This window comes from Streptomyces sp. G-G2, from assembly GCF_030063135.1.
Taxonomy (GTDB): domain Bacteria; phylum Actinomycetota; class Actinomycetes; order Streptomycetales; family Streptomycetaceae; genus Streptomyces.
Genome location: NZ_JASISO010000005.1, coordinates 209486 through 226976, shown reverse-complemented (window position 1 = coordinate 226976; position 17491 = coordinate 209486). Strand labels below are relative to the sequence as shown.

Annotated in this window: 2 protein-coding genes (both cut by a window edge); both read right to left on the bottom strand. The window is 75.5% G+C overall.

Annotated elements, in window-relative coordinates:
• On the bottom strand, positions 1-5950 hold the 5' portion of the coding sequence (locus QMF80_RS06515; RefSeq protein ID WP_283450368.1) for an SDR family NAD(P)-dependent oxidoreductase. It extends 1055 nt beyond the left edge of the window; only the first 5950 of its 7005 coding nucleotides appear in the window; the start codon lies at positions 5948-5950; the stop codon falls past the left edge of the window.
• Positions 5947-17491 carry the 3' portion of an L-histidine N(alpha)-methyltransferase gene (locus QMF80_RS06510; protein ID WP_283450366.1) on the bottom strand. It continues 8039 nt past the right edge of the window, so 11545 of the gene's 19584 nt are visible here — the last part of the coding sequence; the start codon falls outside the window, past its right edge; the stop codon is at positions 5947-5949. Before QMF80_RS06510 ends, QMF80_RS06515 begins: the two co-directional genes overlap by 4 nt.

The window sequence follows — 17491 nt, the reverse complement described above, 5'->3', positions numbered from 1 at the left end:
CGGCGCGGTCGGCCACGTCACAGGCGGCCGTCTCGACGCGGGCGTCCAGCCCGTCCAGCCCCGCGGGAGCCCGGCCGCTGCGGCTGACCAGCAGCAGGTCGCGTACGCCGTGCCGCTCCACGAGGTGGCGGACCACCGGTCCGGCGAGGGCGCCGCTCGCGCCGGTGACCAGGACGGTACCGGCGGGACGCGGTCCGGTCGCCGGCGCTCCGGCCGGAACCCGGACCAGCCGGGCGCCCAGCACCTGGCCGTCGAGCAGGCGCAGGTGCGGCTCGTCGGAGCCGAGTGCGCGGTGCAGGGGCGCGAGGTCCTCGGCGTCCACGAGGCCGAAGCGGCCCGGATGTTCGGACTGGGCGGACCGCACCAGCCCCCAGGCCGCGGCGGTGGCCGGGCCGGGGGCGGCGGTGACGAGGACCAGCCGCGCGGAGGCGAAGCGCTGGTCGGCGAGCCACTGCTGGAGGCGGCCGAGCACCTCGGTGGTGAGGGCGCGCGCGGCGGCCTCCTCGGAGGCACCGGAGGGGACGGCCGCGACGGGCAGGACCACCACCGGCGGCACGTCCGTCAAGGCGTCCAGGTCCGCGGCCCGCACCAGCTGGGCCCCGGCGGCCTCCAGGGCGGCGCCGAATCCGTCCGGATCCGCGCCGACGACCGCGTAGCGGGCCGCCGGTGACGGCTCGGGGATGGCGACCGGCAGCCACTCCACGTGGTGCAGCGGCTCGGCCGGAGCGTCGGCCCGGCGCAGCACCACCGAGTCGACGGACGCCACGGGCGCGCCCGTGTGGTCCGTGAGCCGGAGCTCGACGGCGTCGGGCCGGTGGTGGGTCACCCGTACCCGGGCGGCGGTCGCACCGGGGGCGTGCACCCGTACGCCGGACCAGGCGAACGGCAGGTAGGGGCTGTCTCCGTCGAGAGCCGAGGTGAGCGCGACCGTGTGCAGGGCGGCGTCGAGGAGCACCGGGTGCAGGGCGTGCGCTCCGGGGTCCGCGGCGGGAACGCCGTCGGGTACGACGACCTCCGCGAAGACGGCGTCGCCGGTGCGCCAGGCACGGCGCAGGCCGCGGAAGGCGGGCCCGTACCCCGTGAGCTTCTCGTAGAGGCGGGTGACGTCGAGCTCCTCGGCGTCCGCGGGCAGGGCCGGGGTGGCCGGGGCCTCCTCGGGCGCGGGGGCGAGGACTCCGGTGACGTGGCTCGTCCAGCCCGCGTCCCCGGTGCGGGCGTGGATCCGGAAGGCCCGCGTCCCGTCGGGCTCGGCGAGGTCCACGACGAGGCGCAGCTCGGCCTCGTCGCAGGCCAGCGGGGTGTGGGTGACGAGTTCGGCGATCCGGGGGCAGTGGAGCCGGGCTCCCCCCTGGAGGGCCAGGTCGACGAAGTACGTTCCGGGGACGAGCACGGCGCCGTCGACGGTGTGGTCGGCGAGCCAGGGCCGCTCAGCCGTGGAGATCCGCGTGCTGAACACGTGCCCGTCCGGCAGTTCGACCGCTTCGAGCGGACCGGCCGCGCCAGGGGAACTCCCGGACGGGGTACGGCCGGTGTCGACCCAGTGGCGCTCGCGGGCGAACGGGTAGCCGGGCAGCGAGATCCGCCGCGGCCGGTCGGGCACCGGCAGGGTGATCGCCGCGCCCTCGGCCCAGGCCGCGGCCAGCTCGCGCAGGTCGTCACCGCGGGCCGGTGCGGCGGAGCGGCGCCGGCGGCCGCGGTGGCAGCCCGTACCGGTGCGCAGCGCGTCGGCGAACTCGGCCGTCGTCGTGGCGACGACGGCGAGCCGCTCGTCCAGGTGGTCGCGTCCGGACCAGAGCGTGAAGGCGAGCGCCGCCGGGTCCACGGCGCTGCCGGCGCCGGCGAGTCGGGCCGTCAGCTCGGCCGGGGTCGTCCCCCCGTCGACGCGGATCCGGACGCCGAACTCCTCCTCGATGCGCCGGGCGAGCCGGGACAGGCGCGGGTAGTCGAGGCCGAGTTCCGCGAAGGGTTCGCCGGGATCGACGGGGAAGCCGACGACCTCGGTCAGGATCCGCTCCAGGGCGTCGGGTTCCGCGCCCCGGCCCGCCCGGTCCAGGTGTGCGAGCAGCTGTGCCACGCTCTCGTCGAGCCGGGCGGCGTCCTTCGCCGAGAGCACGAAGAGCCGTGGGCGGTCCCCCTCCGGGGCCTGCGGGCCCCGCGGGACCGGGTGTTCGGACAGCACCACGTGGGCGTTGGCGCCGCCCGCGCCGAAGGAACTGATCGCCGCGGTGAGCGGAGCGCCCGCGGGCGGGTTCCAAGGTTCCAGGGCGCGCTGCACGCGGAACCGTGAAGCCGCCCAGTTCACCGCCGGGTTGAGCGGATCGGCGTGCAGGGACGGCACCAGTTCGCGGTGGCGCATCTGGAGGACCACCTTGGTGAGCGCGGCGATGCCCGCCGCTGACTCGAGGTGGCCGACGTTCGACTTGACGGAGCCGATGGGCCAGGGTCCCCGGCCCGCGCCGACCGCGTCGAAGGCCCGCTCCAGCGCGGTGATCTCGATCGGGTCGCCCAGGCTGGTCCCGGTGCCGTGGGCCTCCAGGTAGCCGAGGTCGTCGGGGGCGACGCCCGCCGCGGTGATCGAATCGCGGACGAGCGCGGCCTGCGAGGCCGGGTCGGGCACCGAGAACCCGCCCGTGTGTCCGCCGTGGTTGAGGGCCGTACCGCGGATGACGGCGTGCACGTGATCGCCGTCGCGCAGCGCGTCGCGCAGCGGCCTCAACAGCACCACGCCGACGCCCTCACCGGGCACGTAGCCGTCGCCGCCCTCGCCGAAGGAACGGCAGCGGCCGTCGGTGGAGAGGAAGGACGACTGACTGAGCAGCAGGTACTTGTTGGGATGGACGTGCAGGTTGACCCCTCCCGCGAGCGCGGCCTCGCACTCGCCCCGCCGGATCGCCTCGACGGCCAGGTGCAGGGCCGTCAGCGAGGAGGAGCACATGGTGTCGAGCGCGATGCTCGGCCCCTTGAGGTCGAGGAAGTAGGAGACGCGGTTGGCGATCGACGCACTGAACGACGAGGGCACCAGGCCCGGTTCCTCGCGGACGCCGTGCAGTTGGTACTGGTTGTACATCACGCCCGCGAACACGCCGACGGCGCGGCCCCGCCAGGTGGACGGGGCGTGTCCCGCCTCCTCGAAGGCGTGCCAGGCCTCCTGGAGGAACAGCCGCTCCTGCGGGTCGAGGACGGCCGCCTCGTTGGGCGAGATGTGGAAGAAGACGGCGTCGAACTCGTCGATGCCGTCGACGAATCCGCCCCAGCGGCCGTACGAGCGTCCGGGCACCCCCTTGGCGTCGCTGTGTATCGCACGGTGGTCCCAGCGGTCGGCGGGCACCTCGGTGATGCCGTCGCGGCCGGCCCTGAGGTTCTCCCAGAACGCGTCGAGCGTCCGGGCGCCGGGGTAGCGGCCGCTGATGCCCACGATCGCGATCGCGTCGTCCTCGTCACCGGTGCCGGTGCCGGTGCCGGTGCCGGTGTCGGTGTTGGTGTTGGTGTGGGTGCCGCCCGAGAGTTCGGGGACGGGGGTCGCGGGGGCCGGTTCGGGAGTGACGGCCACGACCGGAGCCGCCGGGGTGAACCGTTCCGTTATCTCGGCGGCCGAGCCCACGAGGGCCACCAGGTGCGGCCTCCCGCTGCCGACGGCGCGCAGCATGATGTCCACCGCGGTCGGGGTGTCCATGGCCGTCAGGCCCATCCGGCGCAGTGCGCGGTCGTCGAGCCGCATGCCTCCGTCCGACCAGCCGGGCCAGCCGATCGACACGACCCCCGGCCTGTCCTGAGCGAAACCGTCGAGGAAGGCGTTGGCGCAGGCGTAGTCCGCCTGGCCCTGGTTGCCCCAGGCCGCGGCCGTGGACGAGCAGAGCACGAGGAAGTCCAGCCCCAGGGGCCGGGTGGCCTCGTACAGCAGGCGGGTCCCGGTGACCTTGGGGGCCAGTACCGCACGGACGTCCGCGGCGCTCTTGCCCGCGATCATCCCGTCGCGCAGCACACCGGCGGCGTGCACCACCCCGTGCAGCGCCCCGAACCGGGTCAGTGCCCGGTCGACCAGGCGGCGCACGTCCTCGGCGCGGGAGACGTCCGCGCCGACCACCTCGACCTCCGCTCCGAGGGCGGCCAGTTCGGCGCTCAGCGCGGCGGCCGCCGGGGAACCGGCAGCCGTCCGTCCGCAGAGCACGAGCCGGGCCCGCACGGTCCGCGCCAGGTACCGGGCGAGCGCCAGGCCCACGCCGCCGAGCCCGCCCGTGATCAGGTACACGCCCCGTTCCCGAAGCCGGGCCGGGCGGTCCGGCGCCGGGACCGGGAGGATCTCGCGCACCAGACGCCTGCCCGCCTCGTACCGCACTTCCGCGTCGGGTACGCCGGCGGCGAGCTCGGCCAGGGCGTCGGCCCGCTCCGCGGAGCACACCACGGCGGCGCGCACGCCGGGCTGCTCCCTGTGGAGCGTGCGCAGCAGACCCGTGACCGCCGAGGCCGCCGCGCCCAGGGGCAGGTGGCAGACGATCCGTACGGGGCCGCGCCGGGTGCGCAGCACGGCGGCCGCGAAGCCGGTCAGCAGGACCGCCTCGCCCTCGACGTCCTGCGGATCGGCGGGGGTCCAGAGCACGTCGGAGGCGTCCTGCTCGGTGAGCAGGGCCGCCCAGTCGCGCCTGGTGCTCGCGTCGACGGCCAGGACGGAGGCCGGTGCCGGTGCCGATGCCGGTGGCAGCGGTGCGTCGCGCCAGTGGGGCTCGAACCAGACCACCTCGGCGGGCGCGTCCTCGCGTACGTCGTCCTCGTCCCGCGGTGCCCCGCCCGTCCGGCGGCTTCCGCCCTCGGGCAGTGCGTACGCGCCCAGGTGCTCGACCAGGGCCGCGGAGGAGCTGTGCTCGAACAGCAGGGTGGGCGAGAAGTCGGTGCCGTACGCACGCTCCAGGTCGGCGGCGATGCCCAGCAGCGCCGTCGAGTCCAGCCCCAGCTCGTAGAAGCCCGCCTCCTCGTCGAACTCGGTCCGGCCGAGACGTTCGGCGAGCAGCCCGCGCACCAGGCTCGCGGCGGTCTCCCCCGTGGTCGCCGCGCCTTCCGGCGCGGCCGGGGCCGGCTCCGCCGCTCGCGGGTGGCCGTCCAGCCGGGTGATGGCGTCCTCCTCCCGGACGCGCTTCGAGGTGAGGCCCCGCAGCGACAGCAGTACGCCGCCGTCGGCGTCGAGGAAACGCAGGTCGCAGGTGGTCAGATCACCGGCCGGGCCGGTGGCGCGGGGCGGGGTGGCGTGCACCAGTGTGCGGGCGCCGACCGGCCCCCTGGCCCGGAAGGAGTCGATGAGCATCGGGATGTAGGGGCGGCCCGCCCCTGCTCCGGCTCCGGCTCCGGCCGTGGCCGTGGCGAACTGCGTCGGCAGCAGCGTCGACGAGTCCAGCGCGGCCGGGTGCAGGTGGAAGTAGTCGGCGTACGCGGCGGCCTCCGGGCCCAGTGAGAGGTCCGCGAGGAGCTCGTCGTCGCCCACGTGCAGGGTGCCCCGGGCCCGCATGAACTCCCCGTGCTCGATGCCGGTCCGGCGGACGAGCGCGTACAGGTCGGCCATGTCGGCCGTACGGGGCGTGCCCGCACGCAGCGCGGACAGGTCTACGGTCTCGGCCGGGAAGGGCACGTCGAGGTGGAGCCGGCAGTCGAGCACCGGCTCGGTCTCACCCGAGGGACGGCGGATTCCCGTGACGGAGACCCGGTGGGCGCCCGCGTCCGCCGCGAACTCCACCCGGAGCTCGGTCTCGAAGTCCGGTCCGGCGGCCACGGGGTTGCGGAACAGCACGCGGCGCAGCTCCACCCGCGAGGTGTCGACGCCACGTGCCCGCAGGATCCGGTAGATCATGTCGAGGAACGACACACCGGGCAGGATCCGCGTGCCGTGCACCCGGTGGTCACGCAGCACCGGGTCGGTCCCCCGCACCACCACGGTGCAGGTCAGGCCGTCCAACGCGTTCATTTCTTTCCTTCCGGCACAGTGGAGAACTCGAGCTCGAAGAACGGCGCGGGGGCCGGTACGGGGGGCGGCGCGGGCGTTTGCACGGGTGTGCGCGCGGGCGCTCGCGCGGCCGTTCGCGCGGGCGGGTCGAACCAGAAGCGCCGCCGCTCGTAGCGGGGCGGGTCCAGCGGTCCGCGGGCGGGGACGTGGGCGTCCGGTGCCTGGCGCACCACCATGTGCGCGTTGGTGCCGCCGAACCCGAAGGAGCTGACGGCGGCCCGGCGCGTGCCGTCGCGCCCGGGGAATCCCCGCGGTTCCCGTACGGGGAACAGCGGGGAGTCCTCGAAGCGGAAGCGGCGGTTGAGGTTCGCGCAGTGCAGCGTCGGCGGCAACTGCCCGTGGTGGACCGACAGCAGGACCTTGATCAGTCCGGCCATGCCCGCCGCGCTGAGGGTGTGTCCGATGTTGGTCTTCACGCTGCCGACGCCGCAGAAGCCGACCTCGTCGGTGCGGGCGCGGAAGGCCTCGGTGAGCGCCTTCAGTTCCATCGGGTCACCGATCATGGTGCCGGTGCCGTGGGCCTCCACGTAACCCAGCTGGGCCGGGGAGACACCGGCGTCGGCCAGGGCCGCCTCGATCACCTCCCGCTGTGCGCGCGGGTTCGGTGTCGTGATGCCCATGGTGCGGCCGTCGTTGTTGACGGCGCTCCCCTCGATCACCGCGTAGATCCGGTCTCCGTCGCGCACCGCGTCGGACACCCGCTTGAGCAGCAGTGTGCCGGCGCCCTCGCCGAGGACGATGCCGTCCGCCCGCTCGTCGAAGGTGTGGCAGCGCCCGGTGGGCGACAGCGCGCCCGCCCCGCTCATCCCGACGAAGGGCACCTCGTCGAGGAGGATGTCCGCCCCCGTCGCGAAGGCCAGGTCGCATTCCCCGGTCCGCAGGCTGGCGGCGGCCAGGTGCACGGCGACGAGTGCGCTGGAGCAGGCCGTATCCACGACGACGGCCGGTCCGCGCAGGTCGAGGTGGTGCGAGAGGTGCGCGGCGATGAAGTTCTGCGCCATTCCGCTGATCGAGTGCGGACCGGCGGCGGCGACGTGCGCGCCGAAGTTCGCCGTACGGGCGCCCGCGAAGACTCCCACGCGTCGGCCCGCGACCTGCTCGGGGGTGAGTCCGGCGTCGGCCAGGCACTCCACGCCGGTCTCCAGGACCTGCCGGACCAGGGGGTCGACGTACGCGGCTCCGGCCGGGTCGATCCGGAAGTGCTCCGGGTCGAAGTCCTCGATGGCGTCGAGGAATCCGCCCCACTTGCTGACGGTGGTGCCGGGCTGCGGGTCGGGCCGCCAGAAGCGGTCCGGGTCCCAGCGGGAGGGCGGCACCTCGGTGACGGAGTCCGTTCCGGACAGCAGGTTCCGCCAGAACGTCCCGTGGTCCGGGGCGCCGGGGAAGTGGGCGGCGATGCCGATGACGGCGAGGTCCTCGCGCCGCGCGGCCGCTCCGGCGTCGGGAGCGCCGGACGCTTCGGCCGCGGCCGCGGGTGCGGCCGGAACGGGCGCGGGAGCCGGGACGGGGACGGTGGCCGTGGCCGTGGTGGGAGGGGTGGCCCCGGCCGCGGGGGTGGCCGCGGCGGGGGCGGGGGCCGGACCGGTGTCCCGCACAGCGGTCGCGAGGTCCGGCACCTGGTCCCGCAGGGCCTCGGCGAGGAGGGCCACGGTCGGGTTCTCCAGGATGGTCGAGGGCTCCGCGACGACGCCGAGCTCCCGCTCCAGCGCGGCAAGGATCTGGGCGATCATGATCGAGTCCACGCCCAGGTCGGCGAACTCCTCGTCCGCGCCGAACGTGCCGGGCTCCAACCGGAGCGTCGAGCCGATGACGTCACTCACGCGACGGACGAGACCGGGCGCGGCCGGTACCCCGCGCGGGGCCGCCGAAGGGGCTGGCGCGGGCGCCGTCCCGTCCGGTCGGCCCGGCGCGGGCACCGCCAACAGCCGGGCGGCGTCGAAGCCCGCGGCGTCCACCACGCAGGGCAGCACGACCGGGTCGGACCCGCTCATGGCACGGTCCAGCAGGTCCAGCCCCGCCTCCGGGTCCAGGGTGCGCAGGCCGAGGCCCCGGTAGGCCTGGGTGTCGGCCTCGGGCATGCCCGCCGCGCGCCAGCTCGGCCACTGCAGCGAGCGGATGACGGGGGCGTGGGCGCCGCCGGTGGCGGTGCGGTACTCGGCGACGCGGTCCAGCACCGAGTTGGCCAGCGCGTAGTCGCTCATGCCCACGGCCAGCGCGGGCACGGCGCCCGCGACGGACGAGTACAGCACGACGAAGCGCAGCGGGTCGTCGGCGCAGCCGTCCAGGACGGCCTGGAGCCCCGCGGTCTTCGGTTCCATGACCCGCTGTACGTCCTCGATCCGCTTGCCGATGAAGGCCGGGTCGCGCATGACGCCGAGTCCGGCGCAGTGCACGACGCCGACGATCGGGCCCATCTCGCGCCGGGCGCGGTCGAGCACCTCGGCGATCCCGTCGAGCGGGACGGCCTCGACCACCAGCCGGACACCGGGGCGTTCCAGGGCCGCGAGGTCACGCAGCCGGGCCGCGAGGGCCGGGTCCGTGCCGGGGTCCGCGAGGAGCGCGGGCCACTCGGTCCGGGCGGGCAGCGGGGTGCGGCCGAGGAGCACGAGACGGTCGGCGCCCCGCTCGACGAGCCGGGCCGCGAGCAGTCGGCCCAGGGCGCCCGTCCCACCGGTGATCACGACGGTTCCTCCGGCCAGGTCCGCGGACCAGCCGGTGGACGCGGGCGCGCCGTCGGCGGGCCGCAGCACCGGACGGTGGCGCACTCCGGCCCGTACGCAGGCCTCGGTGACCGGGTCGGTGGCGGCGAGTTCGGCGGCGGCCGCCTCGCGCAGTGCGGCCGGGTCCAGGGTGTCGAGGTCGAGGGTGCGGGCGGACAGGCCCCGGTACTCGGCCGTCAGCATCCGCACCAGGCCCGCGTAGGCCGCGCCGCGCAGCGTGGGCCGCTCGGTCCGGAAGGTGGTGAGACCCCGGGTCAGGTGGAGGTAGGCGAAACCCCGGGTGCGGTTCCCGGTGACCAGCTCGCGCAGGAGCTCGATCCGGGACCAGTCGGGCTCCGGCGCGGTGAGCGCCGTGTCCGATACGTCGGCCAGGTCGATCACGGCCGTCGCCCGGCGGGCCGCTTCCGTGATCCGCCGGGCGGTGTCCGCGTCGCCGTCGTCCACCCGGACCACGGTGGCGGAGGGGCCGAAGGCCCGCGTGGCGAGGGCCTCGTTCTCGGCGCGGGCCAGTACCAGGACGCCGGCGGGCAGTTCGGCGGGCGGCAGCGGCGCGGCCTCCCAGCGCTTGACCAGGAGCAGCGAGGAGTCCCGCGCGGCGGGCGGCGCTCCGGTGGCGGTCTCCGTCGTGAGCCAGTGCCGCTCCCGGGCGAACGGGTAGGTCGGCATGGACGTCAGCGGCGGCCGGTCGCCGCGACGCAGGGCGGCCCAGTCGATGTCGGCGCCGTCCTGCCAGAGCCGGGCGAGCTGGTCGAGCCGTCCCTCCCGGACCAGGCGGGCGAGGTAGTCGGCGCCCTCCGGTTCGGACAGCCACGCGTGGTCCGCGTCCGTACGGCCGTGGGCGTGCTCGGCCGCGAGGTGGGCGGCCAGCTGCTCGCGCAGGTCGCGGGTGGAGCGGGCGACCAGCGCGAGCCGGGCGGCCATGGGCACGCGGGCGGCCTGAGAGGTGTACGCGAGCGCGGCCAGCGACGGCGCGCCCTCGCTCTCGTCCGCGTCCGCGCCGTCCTCCGCCTCCGCGTCGAGGAACTCCACCATCGCGACGGCGTACCGGCGCAGGGCGGCGGCGTCCCTGCCCGACAGCAGGAACACCTCGGGCGCCTCGCCCTGGAGTCGGGCCCTGGGCGCGGTGGCGGGCGCCTCCTCCAGGACGACGTGCGCGTTGACGCCGCCGAAGCCGAAGGAGCTGACGCCCGCGCGCAGCGGCAGGGGCGCTCCGTCGGCGTCCTCGGGAGCCCACGCGGTGGTTTCCCGTACGGGCTGGAAGGGGGTATTGGCGAGGTCGATCAGCGGGTTGAGCGTCTGGAGGTGCAGCGTCCTCGGCAGGGTCCGGTGGCGCATCGCCAGCACCACCTTGATGACTCCGGCGATGCCGGCGGCGGGCTCCAGGTGCCCGATGTTGCTCTTCACGGTGCCGATGCCGCAGGGGGTGGCGGGGCCGTCGGCCAGGGTCCGGTGGGCCCGGACGAGGCCGTCGATCTCCACCGGGTCGCCGAGGGCGGTGCCGGTGCCGTGGAGTTCGGTGTACGACACCGTTCCTGCCGGTACCCGGGCGTCCCGGTAGGCCTCGACGAGCAGGGCGGCCTGGGCCAGCGGGTTGGGGGCGGTCAGCGAGGAGGCGTGACCGCCGTGACCGACCGCGCTGCCGCGGATCACCGCGTGCACCCGGTCGCCGTCGGCGAGGGCGCGGGAGAGCGGCTTGAGGACGAGTACGCCGACGCCCTCACCCTTGACGTACCCGTCGGCCCGCGCGTCCAGGGCCTTGCAGCGGCCGTCCGGGGAGAGCACCCCGAGCTGGTTGCCCGCCACCACGGTCTGCGGCGAGAGCACCAGGCTCACGCCGCCCGCGACGGCCAGCTCGCTCTCCCCCGCGCGCAGGGCGCGGACGGCGCGGTGCAGTGCCACCAGGGAGCTGGAGCAGGCGGTGTCGATGCTCTCGCTCTGGCCCTTGAGGTCCAGCAGGAACGAGATGCGGTTGGTCAGGATGGTCCGGGCGAGTCCGGTGCCCGCGTGGGGGTTGATCTGCTCGCCGCGCAGGACCATCGACTCGTAGTCGTTGAACTGGACGCCGGCGAAGACGGAGACCCGGCGGCCGGCGAGCAGGTCGGCCCGGCAGCCGGCGTCCTCCAGCGCGGCCCAGGTGTGTTCGAGGAACAGCCGGTGCTGCGGGTCCATGACCTCCGCCTCGGCGGGCGAGAGCTTGAAGAACCGTGCGTCGAAGCGGTCGACGTCGCTCAGGAAGCCGCCCCAGCGGGCGGTTCCGCCGAAGCGCCGGGACACCTCCTGCCAGTCCCAGCGGTCGGCGGGGGTCTCGGTGATCAGGTCCCGTCCGTCCCTGAGGTGCCGCCAGAACTCCTCCAGGTCCGCCGAGCCGGGGAACCGTCCGGACATGCCGACGATGGCGACGGCGTCCTCCCCGGGGGGCGCTGCGGCCGGAGCGGCGGGCGGAGCACTGACCGTGGCGGTGGCGGTGACGGTCGCGGTGACCGGCTCCGTGATCGGGGCGGCGGCCGTCTCCTGCCGGTCCGCCAGCGATGGGTGTTCCGCGAGCAGGTGCCGGGCGAGCTTCTCGACCGTGTTCTCACCGAACAGGACCGTCGTCGGCACCGAGACGCCGTAGCGCTCCTCCAGGGCCACCGAGAGGGACTGGAGCCCGAAGGAGTCCAGGCCGTACTCGCCGAAACCGGCCTCCGGGTCGAGCGCCTTCGGCGTCAGGCCCAGCAGCTCGGCGACGAGCTCCCGCAGCCGGTCGGTCAGTTCGCCCGCCCGTACGGGAGCGGCGGGCGCCGGGGCGGCCGGGCGGGCGCGGTGCCCGCGCTCCCGGACGCGCATCGCCTCGACCCGCTCGCGCATCCGCTCGGGCGCTCCGGGCAGTACGGCGACCTGGGGGCGTCCCAGTCTCAGGGCGAGGTCGAGCAGTCGCTCGCCCTCCTCGGTCTCCAGGTAGCGGAAGCCGGTGTCGGCGAGGTAGCGGCGCTCGTCCTCGGCCCCCACGTGCATGCCTCCGGCACGCCACATGGGCCAGTCGACCGAGACCGTGCGCCCGTTGCGGCGGCCCGCCGTGCGCAGTGCCTCGCGTTCCTCGGCGAATCCGTCGAGGTAGCGGGCGCCGACGGCGTAGTCGGCCAGGCCGTAGTCGCCGAGCTGCCCGGCCAGGGAGGAGTACAGGACGAACAGGTCCAGCGGTTCGTCACGGGTCACCTCGTCGAGCACGCGGGTGCCTTCGAAGCGGGCCCGCAGGTGGGAGCGGAACTCCGCGAGGTCCTTGCCGGGCAGCGGCGTGCGCGAGGCGGTCGCCGCCAGGTGGAAGACCCCGTGCAGCGGGCCCCACTTCTGCTTGACGTCCGCCACGACCCGGGCCATGGCGGCCCGGTCGTCCACGGACGCCTGGAAGTAGGCCACGTCACCGAGGGCGCGGAGCGCGGCGAGTTCCCGGGCCCGGTCCGCGGCGGAGGACCGGCCGGTGAGGGCCACCCGGGCGCCGCGCGACAGCAGGGTACGGGCGAGCAGCAGGCCGAGGCCCCCGGCGCCGCCGGTCACCAGGTGGACGCCGCCCGCGCGCAGCGGGGACTCCGTGACGGGGCTCGGGTCGGTCTCCGTGAGCACGCGCACGGTGCGCACGGTCGCGGAGAGGCGGACAGCGGCCGAGGAGAGCCGCTCGGCGGCCACCTCGGCGAGCAGGGCGGCCGGTTCGACCCGGCCGACGACGCGTACGACACCGAAGGCGGTGCCGGGCAGGACGGCGCGCAACGAGGTGTCGAACCCGCCCCAGGCCTCCGCCATGGCACCTTCCGGCACCAGGACCTGGATCCGCGCGGCGGCGCGGGAGGCCGCCATGGCGCGTACGAGGAGGAAGACCGACTCGATGCCCAGGTCCGGGCGCTCGGGCCGCAGCAGCGGCCACTGGTGCACGATCCGGTCCGCGCCGGTGGCGAGCAGCCGGGCATAGTCCTCGGCCTCGCCGGGGCGGATCGTGACGGTGGAGCCCTCGTCGGCGTACGCGGATCCGGCCGTTACGGTGACGGCGCCGGGGACCGGCAGGTCGCCGAAGACCAGTACCCGGCCCGGGTGCGGGGCCGCGGGCGGTACGGGCTCGGCCACCCAGGCGGCCGTGAAGAGGCTGACGGGCGCCGGGGCACCGGTCCCGTCGGCTGCCGCGGCGACCGGCTCGGGAACGGAACGTGCGGCGGCCTCCGCCCCGGTCACCGGGGCGGTCGGCGCGGCTGCCGCCGGGGCGGCCGGCGGCGAGGCGGCAGCCGCGGGGGCTCCTTCCGTGAACCAGTACCGTTCGGCGGCGAAGGGGTACGGCGGCAGCGAGCGCAGCTTCGGCGTCCGCTCCCACCGGGCCGGCCAGTCGACCGACGCGCCGCGCACCCACGCGGCGGCGGTCTCCTCGTCGCCCCGCCCGTCGAACGGCGAGCGGTCGGCGTGCCGTTCCACGCGCCCCAGGTGAACTCCGGAGACGTCCCCGGCGAGGAAGCGGCGGAGGGTCTCCACCGCGTGCTCGCCCGAGTCCGTGACGAACGCCAGGCGTTCGGCGTGTTCCGCGCGACCGGTCTGCAGGGTGTGGGCGGTTCCGGCCAGGTCGTGCGCCCAGGAGTCCCGCGCGTCGGCCAGGGACCGCGCGGTGGCCCGCAGCCGCTCCGGGTCACGGGCCGAGAGGGCGAACACGGCCGGCCGGGCGGCCGGTGACGGTTCGTCGGCCGGGTACTCCTCGAGTACGACGTGGGCGTTGACCCCGCCGTAGCCGAAGGAGCTGACCCCGGCGCGGCGCGGTACACCGGGCGCCGCGGGCAGCCAGTCACGGGACTCGACCGCGATCTCGCAGGCCGTGCCCTCCAGCGCCAGGTGGGGGTTGAGCTCGGGGCCGTGCGGGTCGCCGGTGATCCGCCCGTGGCGCATCGACAGCAGGACCCGCAGCACGGCGGCGATGCCCGCCGCCGGTTCGAGGTGGCCGATGGTGTTCTTCAGAGCGCCGAGGGCGCAGTGCGGGACGGTCGGCGCCGGGTGGCCCCAGTCGCGGTAGAGCTCGGCGAAGGCCTGGCGCAGGCCGTTGGTCTCGGCGGGGTCGCCGATGACCGTCCCGGTGCCGTGCGTCTCGACGTACCCGATGGTCGCCGGATCCACGCCCGCCTCCCGGTGGGCCCGCACGATGACCTCGGCCTGACCGCGCGGGTTGGGGGCGGTCAGCGAGTTGGACCGGCCGCCGTGGTTGACGGCGGTACCCCGCAGGACGGCGAGCACCGGGTTGCCGTCGGCGCGGGCGCGGCTGAGCCGCTTGAGGACGACGGCCCCGACGCCCTCGCCGCGCACGTACCCCGAGGCGTTCTTGTCGAAGGCCCGGCCCACGCCGTCGGGGCTGAGCATGCCGGCCCGTTCCAGGGAGGCGAAGGTGACCGGGGACAGCATGAGGCTGACGCCGCCCGCGATGACGGTGTCGCAGTGCCCGAGCCGGAGTGCCTCCGCCGCCCGGTGCAGGGCCACCAGTGAGCTGGAGCAGGCCGTGTCCACGGGTTCGCTGGGGCCGCGGAGGTCGAGGTGGTAGGAGATCCGGTTGGCCAGCATGGACGGGGTCAGGCCGGTCGACGAGTAGGGGTCGGTGGCCGTGTCCGAACGCTGTACCAGTTCGGCGTAGTCGGACGAGCCGACGCCGACGAACAGTCCCGTGTCGGTGCCCGCGAGACGGGTCGGATCGATGCCCGCGTCCTCCAGCGCCGACCACACCGTGCGCAGCAGCAGCCGCTGGCGGGGGTCCATCCAGCGGGCCTCGCGGGGCGAGATGCCGAAGAACAGCGGGTCGAACCGGTCGATGTCCGGCATGAAGCCGCCCCGGGTGATCCGGGTCCGGTCGGGGTGCAGCGCCGGGTCCCCGTAGTGGGCACGGCTGTCCCAGCGGTCGGCGGGCACCTCGGAGAAGAGGTCGCCGCCCTTTTGGAGGGCCGCCCAGAACTCGTCCAGGTTCCGTGCGCCGGGCAGTGTGCCGGCCATGCCGACGATCACCACGGGGTCGTCCCCGGCCGTCCGGTCCGCCGTCCGGTCCTGCGTCCGGTCCGCCGCGGGAGCGGCCGGGAGCGGCGGGGCGGTGTGCGGGTGCTCGTCCTCCAGCCACCGCGCGAGGGCGAGGGGGGTGGGGGTGGCGAGCAGTTGGTCGGGGCCGACGGGCACGCCGAAGGCGTTGGAGACCTCGTCGGCGAGCCGGATGAGGCCGAGCGAGTCCAGGCCGTGCTCGTGGAAGGAGCCCGCCGGGTCGAGGTCCGCGGGTGCGTAACCGCTGACGGTGCCCAGCAGGGCCAGTACGGCATCCCGGAGCCGGGTGCCCGGGGCGGGGGCGGCCGGGGTGGCGGAAGCCGTCGGGGCCGCGGCGGCGGGTGCGGCCGGGGTGACGGCGTCGATCCAGCAGCGGGTGCGCGCGAAGGGGTATCCGGGCAGCGAGAGCGGCGGCACCGGAGCCGGGTGGGCGGCCGCCCAGTCGAAGACCTCTCCCCGGACCCAGCGGCGGGCCGTGTCGTCCGGATCGGCCGGGGACGGCGGGATTGCCGCACCGGGCTCGGCCGTCACGACGCCGGTGTGTCCGACGGACCGCCCGGCGAGGAACCCGTCGAGCACCTCGGTGAGTTCCGCCACCGTGCGTGCCACGACGGCGAACCGGTGCGGCATGGCCTCGCGGCCTGCCTGGAGGGTGTGCGCGAGTCGGCCGAGGTCGACGTCGGCGCCGGCGCCGGCGCCGACACGGCCCGCGAGCTCGCGCAGGGTCGTGCCGCCGTGTACGGCGCCCGCCAGGGCGGTGTCACCGAGTCCGATCAGCCGCACCATCGTGGCCGGGTCCAGGCCGAGCTCGTCGAGGGGTTCGTCCACCGCCGTCACGGGAACACCGGCCGCGGTGGCGATGTCCCCGGGGTCGGCTCCGGTCCCCGTCGGTCCCAGCCAGCTCCGCATGCCCGCGACGACGCGGCGCAGTCCCTCCGCGTCCCGTGCGGAGAAGGGGAAGACGGCCGGTCCCGCCGAGGCGCCGGGCCGCGGGGCCGCCGCGGGATGTTCCTCGACCACGAGGTGGGCGTTGGACCCGCCCGCGCCGAAGGCGCTGATGCCCGCGCGCAGGGGGCCCGGGCCCGTCCAGGGAGCCAGTTCGCGCTGTACCCGGAACGGCACCGCGTTCCAGTCGACGGCCGGGTTGAGGGCGTCCGCGTGCAGGGACGGCGCCAGTTCCCGGGCCTTCAGCTGGAGCAGAACCTTGGTGAGGGCCGCGATACCGGCGGCCGATTCGAGGTGGCCGATGGAGGACTTGACCGAGCCGAGCGCGACGGAGCCGGCCGGAAGGTCGCCGAAGGCCCGTACGAGACCGGCCACTTCGGCCGGGTCGCCCAGTGCGGTGCCCGTGCCGTGCGCCTCGACGTACGAGATCCCGTCGGCCGGGACTCCGGCCGTGCGCAGTGCCTGCGCGATGACCTCGCCCTGGGCGCCGGGGCTGGGGACGGCGAATCCGCCCGTCTTGCCGCCGTGGTTGACGGAACTGCCGAGGATCACGCCGAGGATGCGGTCCCCGTCGCGTTCCGCCGCCGCCAGCGGCTTGAGCAGGACGGCGCCGACGCCCTCGCCGGGCACCATGCCGTCGCCGTCCGCCGCGAAGCTGCGGCACCGTCCGCTCTCGCCGGTGAAGCCTCCGGCAGCCAGCTGGCGGTACTTGCGCGGGTGCGGGGCGAGGTTGACGCCACCGGCGATCGCGTAGTCCGCGTGACCGGCCGCCAGGGCCTCGCAGGCGAGGTGGATGGCCGTCAGCGAGGAGGAGCACATGGTGTCGACGGCCAGGCTGGGACCGTGGAAGTCGAAGACGTACGAGACCCGGTTGGCGATGGAGGCGTACCCCATGCCACCGGCGAGGCCCCGCTCGTCCTCGAACAGCTGGTAGTGGCCGTACATGACGCCCACGTACACGCCCACGCGGCTGCCGCGCAGCCGGGCCCGGGTGTAGCCCGCGTCCTCCAGGGCGTGCCAGGAGGTCTGGAGGAAGAGGCGCTCCTGGGGGTCGGTCAGTTCGGCCTCGCGCAGGGACATCTGGAAGAAGCGGGGGTCGAACTCGTCGATGCCGTCGAGGAATCCGCCCCAGCGGCCGACCTTCTGGCCGTCCACGACGGCGGGTGCCCGATGGTCCCAGCGGTCGGCCGGTACCTCGGTGACGCAGTCGCGGCCGGACCGCAGGTTGTCCCAGAACGTGTCGAGGTCCGCGGCCTGGGGATAGCGTCCGGCGACGCCGACGATCGCGACGCGGTGGTCCGTACCGGCCGCGGGGCGCGCGGCGGGGACGGCCGACCGGGCGTCCGGGCCGCTGACGCCGGTCACGCCGGTCACGCCGGTGCGCGACGCGGCGGGCGGCTCGGGAAGCGGCTCGGCGGCCAAGTCGGCGGCCGGCTCGGGAAGGAGCGTACGCACCCGGTCGGCGTGCCGCTCGACCAGGTAGTCGGCCACTTCGCGGATCGTCGGGTACTCGAACAGCATCGACACCGGCAGCTCGCCCATGCCCTCGGCGAGCACGTCCACGATGAGGGGCACGGTCAGCGAGTCGACGCCGAAGTTCTCGTACGTCTCGTCGAGCCAGAGCCGTTCCAGGGGGACCTGGAGGATCTGCGCGAAGGCCTCCTTCACGTACTCCCGCGCGGCCTCCAGCAGCGCGCCGGCCTCCCCTCCCGACTGCTCCGACGGCTCCGACGGCTGTGCCGGGGCCGGGCGCTCCTGCGGCACGTGCGGCGCCGCGATCGCGGGGGGCGCCGCCGAGTCCGGTGAGGTCTGGGCG